This is a genomic window from Streptomyces wuyuanensis (assembly GCF_900103455.1).
GTDB lineage: Bacteria > Actinomycetota > Actinomycetes > Streptomycetales > Streptomycetaceae > Streptomyces > Streptomyces wuyuanensis.
The window spans coordinates 102,953-115,426 of sequence record NZ_FNHI01000006.1 but is presented as its reverse complement, the minus strand read 5'-3'; the positions used below and the strand labels follow the sequence as shown (position 1 = coordinate 115,426).

The following is a 12,474-nucleotide window of genomic DNA, read 5'->3' as shown; positions in this document are numbered from 1 at the left end:
ACGCGCGGGGGAGCCCACCGCCCGATTAGCCCGAAGGGGTCGCGCTCGCTCATCCGTGCGCATGCCCCGCCGAGCCCGTCGGACCGGCGCCGGTACGGCCCGAAGACGCGGGCAGGCCCGGCGAATCCTTCCGCCGGGCCTACCGGGACCGTGCCGGGGACGCCGCTCAGGCGCCCAGGGGAAGCCCGCCGAGGAGCTGCTGCGGGGCAGCCGCCTTGCTCTTGTTCAGGTCGTCTGCGGTGTTCTGGACCGTGTTCAGCAGCGAGCCGTTCTGCTCCGTGTCCAGCGTCCTGTTCGCGAGGGGCTCCATGGCCCCCGTGGTCTCGCTCGCGACGGTGTCCAGTGCGCCGTTCAGACTGGTCGGAGCGAGCTCGGAAGCGGCGAAAGCCGGGGCCGAGGCACCCGCGGCGACCAGCGAACCGGCGACGACCGCAGCGACCTTCATGGGCTTCATCAGTGAATCTCTCCTTCGGCAACGCGTGTCGCGCGCACAAGTGACGGAAGCTTCAGGCACATTGCGGATGCCCGGCATGCCCTGTCGTGCTGTTCTGTGCTGTTACGTGTTCTGTAACGATCCGTCACCCGGCCGGAAACTCCGAAAGCCGGGGATTCTTGCATCCCCACCCGAATGAAGCTCCCCGTTCGGATCTTCCTATCGAATTCTCCTCGCCGGTCCCACGGACCCGTGAAATGCGGCCGGTCCCGGCCCCCGGAACGCGCGCGGCACGAGACGGGCCGCCCTCCCCGCCGTGGCGGGAAGGGCGGCCCGAGGCGCCCGTGCAGGCGATCAGTCGTTGACGCAGGCGTTGCCGAAGGCCGGGTTCAGCAGACCGACGACGTCGACGGTGTTGCCGCAGGCGTTCACCGGGACGTGGACCGGGAGCTGGACGACGTTGCCGGAGAGCACGCCCGGCGAGTTCGCCGCTGCGGCCTCCGCGCCGCTGTCGGCGGCGGCGATGCCGGTGGAACCCGCAACGGCGGCGGCGGCGAGGGTGGACAGGACGAAAGCCTTCGCGGTACGCGACATGGGAGAAGCACTCCTTGGTCAAAATGTTCAGTGGCCGTGCGTGACTGCCCGGTCCGATGGTTCAACGGCAGCGAGGTCTGCCAGGTTGTGCGGCCGAAGGAGTGAATAACCGGTCGGCCCACAGGGATGGGGGCGTCCGGCGGCGCGGCCGCCGGACGCCGGCGCGCCTCAGTCGTTGGCGCAGACGTTGCCGAAGGCCGGGTTCAGCAGACCGACGACGTCGACGGTGTTGCCGCAGACGCCCACCGGGACGTGGACCGGAACCTGGGCCACGTTGCCGGACGCGACGCCGGGCGAGCCCTCGGCTGCACCGGCCGCGCCGCTGTCCGCGACGGCCATGCCCGCACCGCCCATGATCAGGGCGACGCCCGTGCCCGCAAACACGACCGACTTCGCGATTCGCTTCATCATTTCTTCCTTCCGGGGGGTTTCCTGTGCGGCGCAAGCAACAACGAGGGCACCCGAAGTCCGGACACGGACGAACGCCAAAAGGATTAATCCGCGTTCCGATCCTCCCGCTCGGAGCGGGAAAGGAAGGTCCGGCACCGCAAAGAAATAGGGCTAGAGTCACTTCTCGCCCCGGCCCCGCAAAGAGCGCACGAAGCTGCCCCCCACCGGCCCGCTCATGTGAATAGCCTTGGATATGAATCGGAATCGACGATCCGTGCGGCATGCTGAGTTCCGGCAGCAGCCGGAGCACTTTCCGACGCCCCGCGCACCGGAATTCCCGCCCGTCTTCCCGGCCGGCGGGGGCCCCGACCGGATCCGGCGCACCGTCTCGCTCCCGCAGTCCGGGCCGGGCACCGAGGCCCGTCCGGGCCGGCCGGCCGTGCTCCACGTCGTCCAGCAGACCGACGGCGGAGTGGCCCGGGTCGTCCTCGACCTGGTGGCCCATCAGATCCGCGGGGGAAGCCCCGCGGCGGTGGCCTGCCCCGGCGGCGGCATGCTCGCGGACGCCGTGCGAGCCCTCGGCGCCGGGGTCCACCCGTGGCGCGCGGGCAGGACGGCCGGACCCCTGCTGGCCCGCGAGGTGGGACAGCTCGCCGGGATCGTGGCGGCGGCGGGCCCGCAGCTGGTGCACGCCCACGGCCCCAAGGCTGGGCTCGCCGTCCGGCTCGCGCTGCGCGGGCGGATCCCCACCGTCTTCCAGCCGCACGTCTGGTCCTTCGGGCCGGCCGGCGGCGTCCTGGACGGCCCGGCCCGCCGCTGGGAGCGGTACGGGGCCCGCTGGGCGGACCGGATCGTCTGCGTCAGCGAGACGGAGCGGCGCAAGGGCGTGGCGGCCGGCGTCGAGGCGGTGTGGACCGTCGTCCCCAACGGTGTGGACACCGAGCGGTTCCGGCCCGCCGCGGAGGGAGAGCGGCGGAGCCTTCCGCCGCTCGTCGCCGACCTGCCCGGGTCCGCACCTCTCGTGGTGTGCGTGGGGCGCCTGTGCCGGCAGAAGGGGCAGGACGTGCTGCTCGCGGCGTGGGAGCAGGTGCTGCACAGAGTGCCGAACGCCCGTCTCGTCCTGGTCGGGGACGGACCGGGGGCGGACGCCCTGGGCGCTTCCGCGCCGGCGTCCGTCCGGTTCGCGGGCGACGAGGCGGACTCCGCGCCCTGGTACCGCGCCGCGGATCTGGTCGTCGTCCCGTCCCGCTGGGAGAGCATGGCCCTGACGCCGCTCGAGGCGATGGCCTGCGGCCGCCCGGTGGTGGTCACGGATGTCGCGGGGACGCGGGAGAGCCTGCCCCCCGGGCACGCGCTGTTCTGCACGACGCCCGCACAGGATCCGTACGCACTGGCCACGGCCGTGGGCGACCTCCTCCTCAACGGCCCGCTGCGCAGGACGCTCGGCCGCCAGGGCCGCCAGCACGTCCTCGCCGCTCACGACGTACGGCACAGCGCGTCAGCGATCTCGGACGTCTACCGAGAGGTGTCGGCCGCCCGGCCCGCCGGCGGCCGCGGCCCGGCGGCACGCTGACGCCCGCGTCGGGCAGCGGCCCCGTGAGCGGTCGAATCGGGGATCCGCGAGGCCGCGCAGAGGCTTCCCGAACCGGCACCTCCCGGTTCCGCAAGGTGCCCGGCCGCCCGGCCCGAGCAAGGCCGCCGTGCCGGCGGCTTCGGTGCATCCCGCCAGGGTCTCGGGACGGTCACCAGGCCCTCGGCCCCGGCGCGGTCCGAGGCCCGCCGGGCCCGCGAACCGCCGGCGACCCCGTACCCGCGCAGGCCCCGGGCTGAGGCGCTCCGGGGACGGAGACCGGCGCCCCGCTCGGACCGTGCGGGGCGCCCCGCCGAGGGGCACGGTCCGGACACGCGTCCGGCCGGGAGAGTCCGATGAGGGGACTCTCCCGGCCGGGGTTCACACGGGATGCGCGGTCGCTCAGCGGCGCGCGGCGGCCGTCCCGCGGCGGTACAGCAGGGCGCCGCCGGCCAGCAGGCCGACCGCGGCGGCACCGGCCGCCAGCGTGCCGGCGTTGCCGCCCGTCTGGGCCAGCTGGTCCGTGGTCGAGGAGTCGACGACCCGGTCGTCGACCGGGGTGTCCACCACGGGCACCAGGACCTCCGGAACCTCGGGCACCTCGGGAACCTCAGGCACCTCCGGAATCTCGGGGGTGACCGGCGTCTCGGGCGTCTCCGGCGTCTCGGGGGTGACCGGCGTCTCCGGCGTCTCGGGGGTGACCGGCGTCTCCGGCGTCTCCGGCGTCTCCGGGGTCACCGGGGTTTCCGGCGTCTCCGGCGTCTCCGGGGTCAGCGGCGTCGCCGCCGAGCCGTTGCCGCAGGCGTTGCCGCCGGCCGGGTTCAGTGCACCGATGACGTCGATGGTGTTCCCGCAGGCGTTGACCGGGACGTCCACCGGAACCTGGACGTTGTTGCCCGAGGCGACGCCCGGGGAGCCCACCGCGGAGCCCTCGGCGGACGCGCCCCCGGACCCGGCCGCCCCCGCGTCGGAGTCGTTGACGCAGGCGTTGCCGAACGCGGGGTTGAGCACCCCGACGACGTTCAGGGAATTGCCGCAGACGTTGACCGGCACGTGCACGGGGGCCTGGACGTTGTTGCCGGACAGCACGCCGGGCGAGTTCGCGGCCTCGGCGTCCGCCTGGGAGTCGGCGCTGGCGTACACACTGGTCAAGGACAGAATCCCGGTGGCCGCCGCGGCCGTCAGAATTCCCTTGCTGATGACCTGTCGCATGTTGTTGTTCTTCCCGCTTTCGCTTCACGAGCCGGTCCCGGTGCGGTGCCGCGGGGCACGCCCCAGGACCGGCGGAAAACGACCCTTCAGGGCTGTATGCGAGGACTGAATGTCAGTCGTTCACACAGAGGTTGCCGAACGCAGGGTTCAGCACGGCGATGAGATTGACGGAGTTGCCGCAGGCATTCACCGGAACGTGCACGGGAATCTGGATGACGTTCCCGGAGAGCACCCCCGGCGAGCCGGACGCGACACCCGTCGCACCGGAGTCCGCGAGCGCCGGCGAGGCCATTCCCATGGCCAGCACCAGTCCCGCCAGCACCGTCGTGGTCTTTCTGAAATTCATATCGGATTTCCTTCTGTTCGGCGGTCGGAGTGAGAGCCGTGGAAATGCACGGGCAATGCCACGACGCCCTGCCAACGAGCCGTGCCGACCGAGGAAACCCTTCTGCGGCCCGAGGCTCCGCGCAATTCACCCGGATGCCCGGACGGCCGACCCGAGAATCGGGTCGGAACGGGGACTCAGCCGTTGCCCTCGCCGTTGCCGGAGAGCACCGGGATGTCGCTGAGGATGTGCGACAGGGCCTCGTCGCCCTTGGCCTGGGTCGAGTTCTCCGCGCACTGCTGGTTCTGCGGGTTGGCCAGGACGTTGAGGTCCTGGACGCCGACCGGAACCAGACCGACGAGCGAGCCGGCGTTGGCCTTGGCCGGCAGGCCCACGCAGGGCTTGTTCAGCGAACCCTGGACCAGGGCGAGCTGCGGGCTCTGGTTTCCGTAGGTGGCCGAGTTGCCGAACACCTGCGAGGCACCGACGCCACTGGCGGACGTCGTACCGGTGTCGTCGCCGATGGCCAGTGCCTGGGGGGCAGCGGCGGCCGAGGCACCGATTACGGAGGCCGTGACCGCAGCCGCAGCCATAACCTTCTTGATCATCACTTGCTTGCCTTTCTGCAGGAACACTCCAGCTCGTCTGCGCACCGACTCAAACTGAACGGCGGACGTTTGGTTTCGGGACTTCACCCGAACAGCCCTGATCGCGCGACCGTCGCGAGGCGGGCCCGAAGGCTGTCGGCAGCCGGGGGAATCGCCTGGCAGGACGGCCCGCAGGCGGTCGCCGGCACCGCCCTTTGGAGTGAAGCGGAAGAACCAACTCCACAAGCCCGAGTTGGTCAGGAGGTTCTGCGAACCGGGCTCTCCAGCCCCTCTCGGAGCCCCCCGGAACCCCCAGGAACCCCGAACCCAGGAAAGGGATCACTCGTGTTCAAGAAGGCTATGGCGGCTGCGGCCGTCACCGCGTCAGTCGTCGGCGTCTCGGCCGCGGCGGCGCCGCAGGCCCTGGCCGTCGGCAATGACACGGGCACCACGTCGGCCAGCGGCGTTGGCGCTTCGCAGGTGTTCGGCAACTCCGCCACCTACGGCAACATGAGCCCGCAGATGGCGCTCGTCCAGGGTTCGCTGAACAAGCCCTGCGTCGGTCTGCCCGCCAAGCTGAACGCCGGTTCTCTCGTCGGCCTGGTGCCGGTCGGCGTCCAGGACCTCAACGTCCTGTCGAACCCGCAGTCCCAGCAGTGCACGGAGAACTCCACGCAGGCCAAGGGCGACGAGGCCCTGTCGCACATCCTCAGCGACATCCCGGTGCTCTCGGCCAACGGTCAGGGCAACGGCTGACCGTCGTCCTCGTCCTCCGGCCGGGCCGGGCCGTCGCGGTGCTCCGCGGCGGCCCGGCCCGTTCGCGTCGGCGCCCGGGCGTCCGCCCGGCCTGCGTGCCCGTACACCGCCGTGCGCGCCCGCCGGGGGGAGCGACGGGCGCGGTACGGGCTCACCAGCGCGGCCAGGACCAGGAGACGAGGTCCGACCACTCACGGTCCTGGACGCCGGGAAGGGTCCTCCCCTGGGCGTACCAACTGGCCATGAGTGACGCGTAGATGGGCTCCACCGTGCGGTCCGCGACCGGCCGGGCCGCCGGTCTGCCCCGGTCCACCGGATCCCTCGCGCCCTCCGGTTCCCTGCGACTCGCCGGAATCAGCCCCTGCCGTTCCCAACGGCCCTTGTGCTCCGCCATGCCCCCAATATCCCGTACCGCCCGGGCTCATTGGTGCGAAAGAACCGAACGTCCCGAACAGCGCCCTCCGCGCTCGGCTGATCGGGTTACAGGCCGCAACCGGGGCGCGGAGGGCGGGGTTGATCACTGCGTCACTCACCGGTGGAGTGCGCATCCAGACGCCCCGTACATCGCGAACGTCCCTGAAGGGAAACACCATGAAGAAGCTGTGGGCAGCAGCAGCCGTGACCGCGTCCGTGGCCGGAGTCTCGCTGACCGCCGCCCCGCAGGCGCTGGCCATCGGTGACGACGGCGGCACCACGTCGCTGAGCGGCAACGAGGCCGCGCAGGTCTACGGCAACTCGGCCACCTACGGCGCCCAGAGCCCGCAGCTCAGCGCCGTTCAGGGTTCGCTGAACAAGCTGTGCGTGGGGCTGCCGGCGAAGGCCAGCGCCGGCTCGCTCGTCGGTCTGGTGCCGGTCGGCGTCCAGGACCTCAACGTCCTGGCCAACCCGCAGAACCAGCAGTGCGCGGAGAACTCGACGCAGGCCAAGGGCGACGAGCCGCTGTCGCACGTCCTGGACGACGTCCCGGTGCTCTCCGGCAACGGCGTCAACAACCACTGATCCCGTCCGCGCCGCGGGTCAGGGCCCGGGGCCCGGCTCGGCGGACCGCTTCCCGGCGGTCGGCCGCGCCGGGCCCCCGCGCGTCGGGCCCGCCCGCGCGGCCTCCCTGATCCCCGCGCCCCGCTCGTCAGCGGCGCTTCACCGCACGCAGGACCACGAACTTGGGGTTGCTCGCGACGGTTTCGCAGTTCCCGAAGATCCGGCGCAGTCTGACGTGGTAGCCCAGGTGCCGGTTGCCGATCACCCACAGCTCGCCGCCGGGTCGCAGGGCCCTGCGTGCGCCGGTGAACATCCGCCACGAGGTGCTGTCGGTCAGCGCGCGGTGGGTGTGGAAGGGGGGGTTGTTCAGTACGAGGTCGGCCGACTCCCGCTCCGTCCCGGACAGCGCGTCGCCGACCACGAAGGCGGCCTTGGCGGACGGGCCCGTGTTCGCCCGGAAGGTGGCCTCGGCCGAGGCGACGGCCTGGAAGGACTCGTCCGTGAACACCACCTCGGCCTCCGGGTTCGCGACCGCCACCGCCGTGCCCACCACGCCGTTGCCGCAGCCCAGGTCCACGACGCGGAGCGGACCGCGGCGGTCGGGGAGGTGCTCGAGGAAGAAGCGGGTGCCGATGTCCAGCCGGTCGGCGCAGAAGATGCCCGCGTGGTTGGTCACCTGCCGTCCCGACATCACGCCGACGCCGGCCGGCAGCGCGTAGCTGTGGGGCCAGGGCCCTTCCGCGACGGCCGCCGGTCCGATGCGGTCCGGGGCGGGGGTGCAGTGGATGAGCCGGGCCTTCTTCACCGCCAGTGACGTGCGGGTGGGGCCGACGATCCGCTCGAAGAGCTTCAGCGTCGAGGTGTGGATCTCCGTCACCATGCCGGTGCCGACGACGAGGGTGTCCGCGGTCAGCCGGGGCGCGAGCCGCTGGAGCTGGTCCTCCAGCAGCGCGAGGCTCTTGGGGACGCGGACCAGCAGGACGTCGACGCGTTCCGGCGGGGTGTCCTGGGTGGACAGCAGCCGTACGCCGCCGGCCTCGGCGGCCGTGCGGTTGCGGGCGAGGTTGGCGCGGGTCGCCTGCTGGGTCAGATGGGAGTCGCTGATCTGCACGGGCCGGAGCGCGGCGAGCGCCGTGGCCAGCGCGCCCCAGCGGTCGCCCACGACGACGACGGTGCCGTCGAGCGTCTCGCCCTCCAGCCGGCGCAGCAGGTACTCGTCCGAGGCGTCCCAGGCGCGGAGCGGGTCACGGGGGTCCTCGGGGAAGCGGGTGAGCCCGAGGTCGCCCCATGGCGTGGTGAAGGTGTTCATCGTGCTCTCAGGCTACGCGGGCGCCTTCCCGAGCTCCGCGGCGCCGAAGGAGACGTCGAAGCGGTCGCACCAGATGCTGATGCTGGTCAGACGGTTCAGATCGGCGTCGGCGGGCAGCGCGTAGTTCTGGTCGCCCTGGTTGCCCTTCAGCTTGCCGAGGCTGACGTGCTCCCCGTCGTCGAAGACGTGCCAGCCGTCCCTGCCCTCCTTCACCGGCGCGTCCGTGAGCCAGACGCGCAGGTCGGGGCCACTGCTGGTGTCCAGGTCCTCGATCCGGAGGATGCGGGACCCGTCCGGGAGCCGGACGATCTTCACACTGCCGGTCGTGGTGTGCTCATGACTGATGAAGCTCCCCGTGGCCAGCACCTCCGGTGCGGACGGGGCCGACGGCGCCGTGTCCGCCGACGTCCCCGGCCCGTCGGGCGAGGCCGGGGAGGCCGCGGGCAGCTCCTCGCGCACGGTCTCGTCCACCCAGAGCTTCCAGGGCTGGAACCAGTACAGTCCGGCGACGGCCACCACCGCGACCACCACCAGCCCCACGATCACCAGGGGCCTGCGTACCACCGATGTCCTCATGACTCCATTGAAGTCGCCCGGGCCGGCGGAGGGCAGGTTCCGGGTGGTGACGGAAGTCTTACGCCCGCCGGCCGGCCCGGACAACGCCGGACGGCCGGGACCGGCCGGAGGGCTTCCGTGGTGCCGGCGTCAGCCGTCGCCCTCCAGCTCGCCCTCCGTCTCGAGGAAGACCTGGCGCAGGGCGTCGACGACCGCCGGGTCGGGCTTTTCCCACATGCCGCGCGACTCCGCCTCCAGCAGTCGCTCCGCGATGCCGTGGAGGGCCCAGGGGTTGGCCTGCTGGAGGAACTCGCGGTTCTCGGGGTCCAGGACGTACGCCTGGGCGAGCTTGTCGTACATCCAGTCGGCGACCACGCCGGTCGTGGCGTCGTAGCCGAACAGGTAGTCCACGGTGGCGGCGAGTTCGAAGGCGCCCTTGTAGCCGTGGCGGCGCATCGCCTCGATCCACTTGGGGTTGACGACCCGGGCGCGGAAGACGCGGGAGGTCTCCTCGACGAGGGTGCGGGTGCGGACCGTCTCCGGGCGGGTGGAGTCGCCGATGTACGCCTCGGGTGCGCTGCCGCGCAGGGCGCGGACGGTGGCGACCATGCCGCCGTGGTACTGGAAGTAGTCGTCGGAGTCGGCGATGTCGTGCTCGCGGGTGTCGGTGTTCTTCGCGGCGACCGCGATCCGCTTGTACGCCGTCTCCATCTCCTCGCGCGCCGCGCGGCCTTCGAGTCCGCGGCCGTAGGCGTAGCCGCCCCACACCGTGTAGACCTCGGCGAGATCGGCGTCGGTGCGCCAGTCGCGGGAGTCGATCAGCTGGAGCAGTCCGGCGCCGTACGTGCCGGGGCGGGAGCCGAAGATGCGGGTGGTGGCGCGTCGTTCGTCGCCGTGCTCGGCAAGGTCGGCCTGGGCGTGGGCCCGTACGAAGTTGTCGTCGACGGGCTCGTCGAGCGAGGCGGCCAGCCGGACCGCGTCGTCGAGGAGGCCGATGACGTGCGGGAACGCGTCGCGGAAGAAGCCCGAGATGCGCAGGGTGACGTCGATGCGGGGGCGGCCGAGCTCGGCGAGCGGGACCGGTTCGAGGCCGTTGACGCGGCGGGAGGCGTCGTCCCAGACGGGACGGACGCCGAGCAGCGCCAGCGCCTCGGCGACGTCGTCGCCGGCGGTGCGCATCGCGCTCGTGCCCCAGAGGGAGAGCCCGACGGACGTCGGCCAGGAGCCGTTGTCCGTGCGGTAGCGCTCCAGGAGGGAGTCGGCGAGGGCCTGGCCGGTCTCCCAGGCGAGGCGGGAGGGCACGGCCTTGGGGTCGACCGAGTAGAAGTTGCGGCCGGTCGGCAGGACGTTGACCAGGCCGCGCAGCGGCGAGCCGGACGGTCCGGCCGGGACGAAGCCGCCGTTCAGGGCGTGGACGGCGTGGTCGAGTTCGTCGGTGGTGGCGGCGAGCCGCGGGACGACCTCCCGGGCGGCGAAGCCGAGGATGTCGGCGACGGCCTTGCCGTGGCCCTCGGCGACGGCGGCGACGGCGGCCGGGTCCCAGCCGGCGTCCTCCATCGCCTCGACCAGGGCGCGGGCGCGGGCCTCGGCCTCGTCGGCGGTGGTACGGGTCGCGGCGGACTCGTCGAGGCCGAGCGCCTCGCGCAGTCCGGGCAGCGCGGTCGTACCGCCCCAGATCTGCCGGGCGCGCAGGATCGACAGGACGAGGTTGACCCGCTCCGGGCCGGTGGGCGCGCCGCCGAGGACGTGCAGTCCGTCGCGGATCTGGGCGTCCTTGACCTCGCACAGCCAGCCGTCGACGTGCAGCAGGAAGTCGTCGAAGCCGTCGTCGTCGGGGCGGTCCTCCATCCCGAGGTCGTGGTCGAGCTTCGCGGCCTGGATCAGGGTCCAGATCTGGGCGCGGATCGCCGGCAGCTTCGCCGGGTCCATGGAGGAGATCTGCGCGTACTCGTCGAGGAGTTGCTCCAGGCGCGCGATGTCGCCGTACGAGTCGGCGCGCGCCATCGGCGGGACGAGGTGGTCGACGAGGGTGGCGTGGACGCGGCGCTTCGCCTGGGTGCCCTCGCCCGGGTCGTTGACCAGGAACGGGTAGACCAGCGGAAGGTCGCCGAGCGCGGCGTCGGGCGCGCAGGCCGCGGACAGTCCGGCGTTCTTGCCGGGCAGCCACTCCAGGTTGCCGTGCTTGCCGAGGTGGACCATCGCGTCGGCGCCGAATCCTCCGTCTTCCTGCCGGGCGGCGATCCAGCGGTATGCGGCGAGGTAGTGGTGCGAGGGCGGCAGATCGGGGTCGTGGTAGATCGCGATCGGGTTCTCGCCGAAGCCGCGCGGAGGCTGGATGACGATCAGCAGGTTGCCGCGGCGCAGGGCCGCCAGGACGATGTCGCCCTCGGGATTGCGGGAGCGGTCCAGGAACATCTCGCCCGGCGCCGGGCCCCAGTGCTCCTCGACGTGCTCGCGCAGTTCCTGCGGCAGGGTCGCGTACCAGCGCTTGTAGTCGGCGGCCGGGATGCGGACCGGATTGCGGGCGAGCTGCTCCTCGGTGAGCCAGTCCTGGTCGTGGCCGCCGGCCTCGATGAGCGCGCGGATCAGCTCGTCGCCGTCGCCGGACGCCAGGCCGGGGATCTCCTCGGTGCCGAAGTCGTAGCCCTCGTCGCGGAGTCGGCGCAGCAGCGAGACGGCGGAAGCGGGGGTGTCGAGGCCGACCGCGTTGCCGATGCGGGAGTGCTTCGTCGGGTACGCGGAGAGGACGAGCGCGAGGCGCTTCTCGGCGTTCGGGATGTGCCGCAGCCGGGCGTGGCGGACGGCGATGCCCGCGACGCGGGCGGCCCGCTCCGGGTCGGCGACGTACGCCGGGAGGCCGTCCTCGTCGATCTCCTTGAACGAGAACGGCACGGTGATCAGGCGGCCGTCGAACTCGGGGACGGCGACCTGGCTGGCCGCGTCCAGCGGGGACAGGCCCTCGTCGTTCTCCTCCCAGGCGCTGCGCGGCCCGGTCAGGCACAGTGCCTGCAGCACGGGCACGTCGAGCGAGGCGAGCGCGCCCGCGTCCCATGCCTCGTCGTCCCCTCCGGCCTGGGCCTCGGCGGGCCGCGTGCCGCCCGCGGCGAGGACGGTGGTGACGACGGCGTCGGCGTCGCGGAGCCGCTCCAGCAGCTCCGGCTCGGGGGCGCGCAGGGACGCGACGTACAGCGGGAGGGCCCGGCCGCCCGCGTCCTCGACGGCGTCGCACAGGGCGCCGACGAAGGCGGTGTTGCCGCTCATGTGGTGGGCCCGGTAGTAGAGCACGGCGACGAGCGGGCCGCTGTCGCGACGCGTGGTCCGCTCCAGCTCGCCCCAGGTGGGGGCGGGGGCGGGCGGGGCGAAGCCGTGGCCGGTGAGCAGGACGGTGTCGGACAGGAAGCGGGCGAGCTGCTCCAGGTTGTCCGGACCGCCGTGGGCGAGGTAGGCGTGCGCCTCGGCCGCGATGCCGATCGGGACGGTGCTCGCCTCCATCAGCTGTGCGTCCGGGGCCTGTTCACCGGTGAGGACGACCACCGGGCGGCCTTGCGCGAGCAGTGCGTCGAGGCCCTCCTGCCAGGCGCGGATGCCGCCGAGGAGGCGCACGACGACCAGATCGGTGCCGTCGAGGAGCTCCGGCAGCCGCTCGAGCGGGAGACGGGAAGGGTTCGCGAAGCGGTACCGGACCGGGCCCTCCGCGGCACGGGCGCTGAGCAGGTCGGTGTCGGAGGTCGACAGCAGCAGGATCGTCGCGTGCGTCATCGCGTG

Annotated in this window: 13 protein-coding genes; 3 read left to right on the top strand and 10 right to left on the bottom strand. The window is 72.6% G+C overall.

Features of this window, described 5'->3' with window-relative positions; genetic code table 11:
• Positions 1-166 precede the first annotated feature (166 nt).
• The 3 genes from BLT82_RS11135 to BLT82_RS11125 all read right to left on the bottom strand — a co-directional run bounded on the left by BLT82_RS11135 (position 167) and on the right by BLT82_RS11125 (position 1,435).
• Positions 167-454 carry a hypothetical protein gene (locus tag BLT82_RS11135; protein WP_093653753.1) on the bottom strand — a complete coding sequence of 96 codons (288 nt, stop codon included), beginning with the start codon at positions 452-454 and terminating at the stop codon, positions 167-169.
• 333 nt (positions 455-787) lie between these two features.
• Positions 788-1,027, bottom strand: a complete 240-nt coding sequence (locus tag BLT82_RS11130) for a chaplin (protein WP_093653752.1) — start codon at positions 1,025-1,027, stop codon at positions 788-790.
• Between the two features lie 168 nt (positions 1,028-1,195).
• A complete protein-coding gene (locus BLT82_RS11125; protein WP_093653916.1) occupies positions 1,196-1,435 on the bottom strand; it encodes a chaplin in 240 nt (79 codons plus the stop codon).
• A 454-nt stretch (positions 1,436-1,889) separates the two neighbouring features.
• Here BLT82_RS11125 and BLT82_RS11120 point away from each other — a divergent pair, with 454 nt between their 5' ends.
• Positions 1,890-2,990, top strand: a complete 1,101-nt coding sequence (locus BLT82_RS11120; protein WP_404203781.1) for a glycosyltransferase family 4 protein — start codon at positions 1,890-1,892, stop codon at positions 2,988-2,990.
• Between the two features lie 399 nt (positions 2,991-3,389).
• Here the strand turns inward: BLT82_RS11120 and BLT82_RS11115 are convergent, their stop codons facing one another.
• The 3 genes from BLT82_RS11115 to BLT82_RS11105 form a co-directional block, all read right to left on the bottom strand.
• A complete protein-coding gene (locus tag BLT82_RS11115; protein WP_093653750.1) occupies positions 3,390-4,199 on the bottom strand; it encodes a chaplin in 810 nt (269 codons plus the stop codon).
• Positions 4,200-4,311: 112 nt separating this feature from the next.
• The gene (locus BLT82_RS11110; RefSeq protein WP_093653749.1) at positions 4,312-4,545 is read right to left on the bottom strand and encodes a chaplin; all 234 of its coding nucleotides are present in this window, start codon (positions 4,543-4,545) and stop codon (positions 4,312-4,314) included.
• A 176-nt stretch (positions 4,546-4,721) separates the two neighbouring features.
• A complete protein-coding gene (locus BLT82_RS11105) occupies positions 4,722-5,132 on the bottom strand; it encodes a rodlin (protein WP_093653915.1) in 411 nt (136 codons plus the stop codon).
• A gap of 324 nt (positions 5,133-5,456) precedes the next feature.
• Between BLT82_RS11105 and BLT82_RS11100 the strand changes: the two genes are divergently transcribed.
• Positions 5,457-5,867 carry a rodlin gene (locus tag BLT82_RS11100; protein ID WP_208867838.1) on the top strand — a complete coding sequence of 137 codons (411 nt, stop codon included), beginning with the start codon at positions 5,457-5,459 and terminating at the stop codon, positions 5,865-5,867.
• Positions 5,868-6,018: 151 nt separating this feature from the next.
• On the opposite strand, the gene BLT82_RS11095 is transcribed toward BLT82_RS11100, so the two are convergent.
• Positions 6,019-6,261, bottom strand: a complete 243-nt coding sequence (locus tag BLT82_RS11095) for a hypothetical protein (RefSeq protein WP_093653747.1) — start codon at positions 6,259-6,261, stop codon at positions 6,019-6,021.
• 197 nt (positions 6,262-6,458) lie between these two features.
• Here BLT82_RS11095 and BLT82_RS11090 point away from each other — a divergent pair, with 197 nt between their 5' ends.
• Entirely contained in the window at positions 6,459-6,866 is a 408-nt protein-coding gene (locus BLT82_RS11090; protein ID WP_093653746.1) for a rodlin, read from the top strand.
• Between the two features lie 127 nt (positions 6,867-6,993).
• Here BLT82_RS11090 and BLT82_RS11085 read toward each other — a convergent pair whose 3' ends face one another.
• The 3 genes from BLT82_RS11085 to cobN form a co-directional block, all read right to left on the bottom strand.
• Positions 6,994-8,154: a methyltransferase gene (locus BLT82_RS11085; RefSeq protein ID WP_093653745.1), complete on the bottom strand. Its 1,161-nt coding sequence runs from the start codon at positions 8,152-8,154 to the stop codon at positions 6,994-6,996.
• A 12-nt stretch (positions 8,155-8,166) separates the two neighbouring features.
• Complete coding sequence (locus BLT82_RS11080) at positions 8,167-8,730, bottom strand: DM13 domain-containing protein (RefSeq protein WP_208867836.1); 564 nt, start codon at positions 8,728-8,730, stop codon at positions 8,167-8,169.
• Between the two features lie 129 nt (positions 8,731-8,859).
• The gene (gene cobN, locus BLT82_RS11075; RefSeq protein ID WP_093653744.1) at positions 8,860-12,468 is read right to left on the bottom strand and encodes a cobaltochelatase subunit CobN; all 3,609 of its coding nucleotides are present in this window, start codon (positions 12,466-12,468) and stop codon (positions 8,860-8,862) included.
• Positions 12,469-12,474 lie beyond the last annotated feature (6 nt).

Coding starts and splice junctions, on each gene's coding strand:
- BLT82_RS11135 (WP_093653753.1), bottom strand. CDS start 454: ATGAAGCCCATGAAGGTCGCTGCGGTCGTCGCCGGTTCGCTGGTCGCC.
- BLT82_RS11130 (WP_093653752.1), bottom strand. CDS start 1,027: ATGTCGCGTACCGCGAAGGCTTTCGTCCTGTCCACCCTCGCCGCCGCC.
- BLT82_RS11125 (WP_093653916.1), bottom strand. CDS start 1,435: ATGAAGCGAATCGCGAAGTCGGTCGTGTTTGCGGGCACGGGCGTCGCC.
- BLT82_RS11115 (WP_093653750.1), bottom strand. CDS start 4,199: ATGCGACAGGTCATCAGCAAGGGAATTCTGACGGCCGCGGCGGCCACC.
- BLT82_RS11110 (WP_093653749.1), bottom strand. CDS start 4,545: ATGAATTTCAGAAAGACCACGACGGTGCTGGCGGGACTGGTGCTGGCC.
- BLT82_RS11105 (WP_093653915.1), bottom strand. CDS start 5,132: ATGATCAAGAAGGTTATGGCTGCGGCTGCGGTCACGGCCTCCGTAATC.
- BLT82_RS11095 (WP_093653747.1), bottom strand. CDS start 6,261: ATGGCGGAGCACAAGGGCCGTTGGGAACGGCAGGGGCTGATTCCGGCG.
- BLT82_RS11090 (WP_093653746.1), top strand. CDS start 6,459: ATGAAGAAGCTGTGGGCAGCAGCAGCCGTGACCGCGTCCGTGGCCGGA.
- BLT82_RS11085 (WP_093653745.1), bottom strand. CDS start 8,154: ATGAACACCTTCACCACGCCATGGGGCGACCTCGGGCTCACCCGCTTC.
- BLT82_RS11080 (WP_208867836.1), bottom strand. CDS start 8,730: ATGAGGACATCGGTGGTACGCAGGCCCCTGGTGATCGTGGGGCTGGTG.
- cobN (WP_093653744.1), bottom strand. CDS start 12,468: ATGACGCACGCGACGATCCTGCTGCTGTCGACCTCCGACACCGACCTG.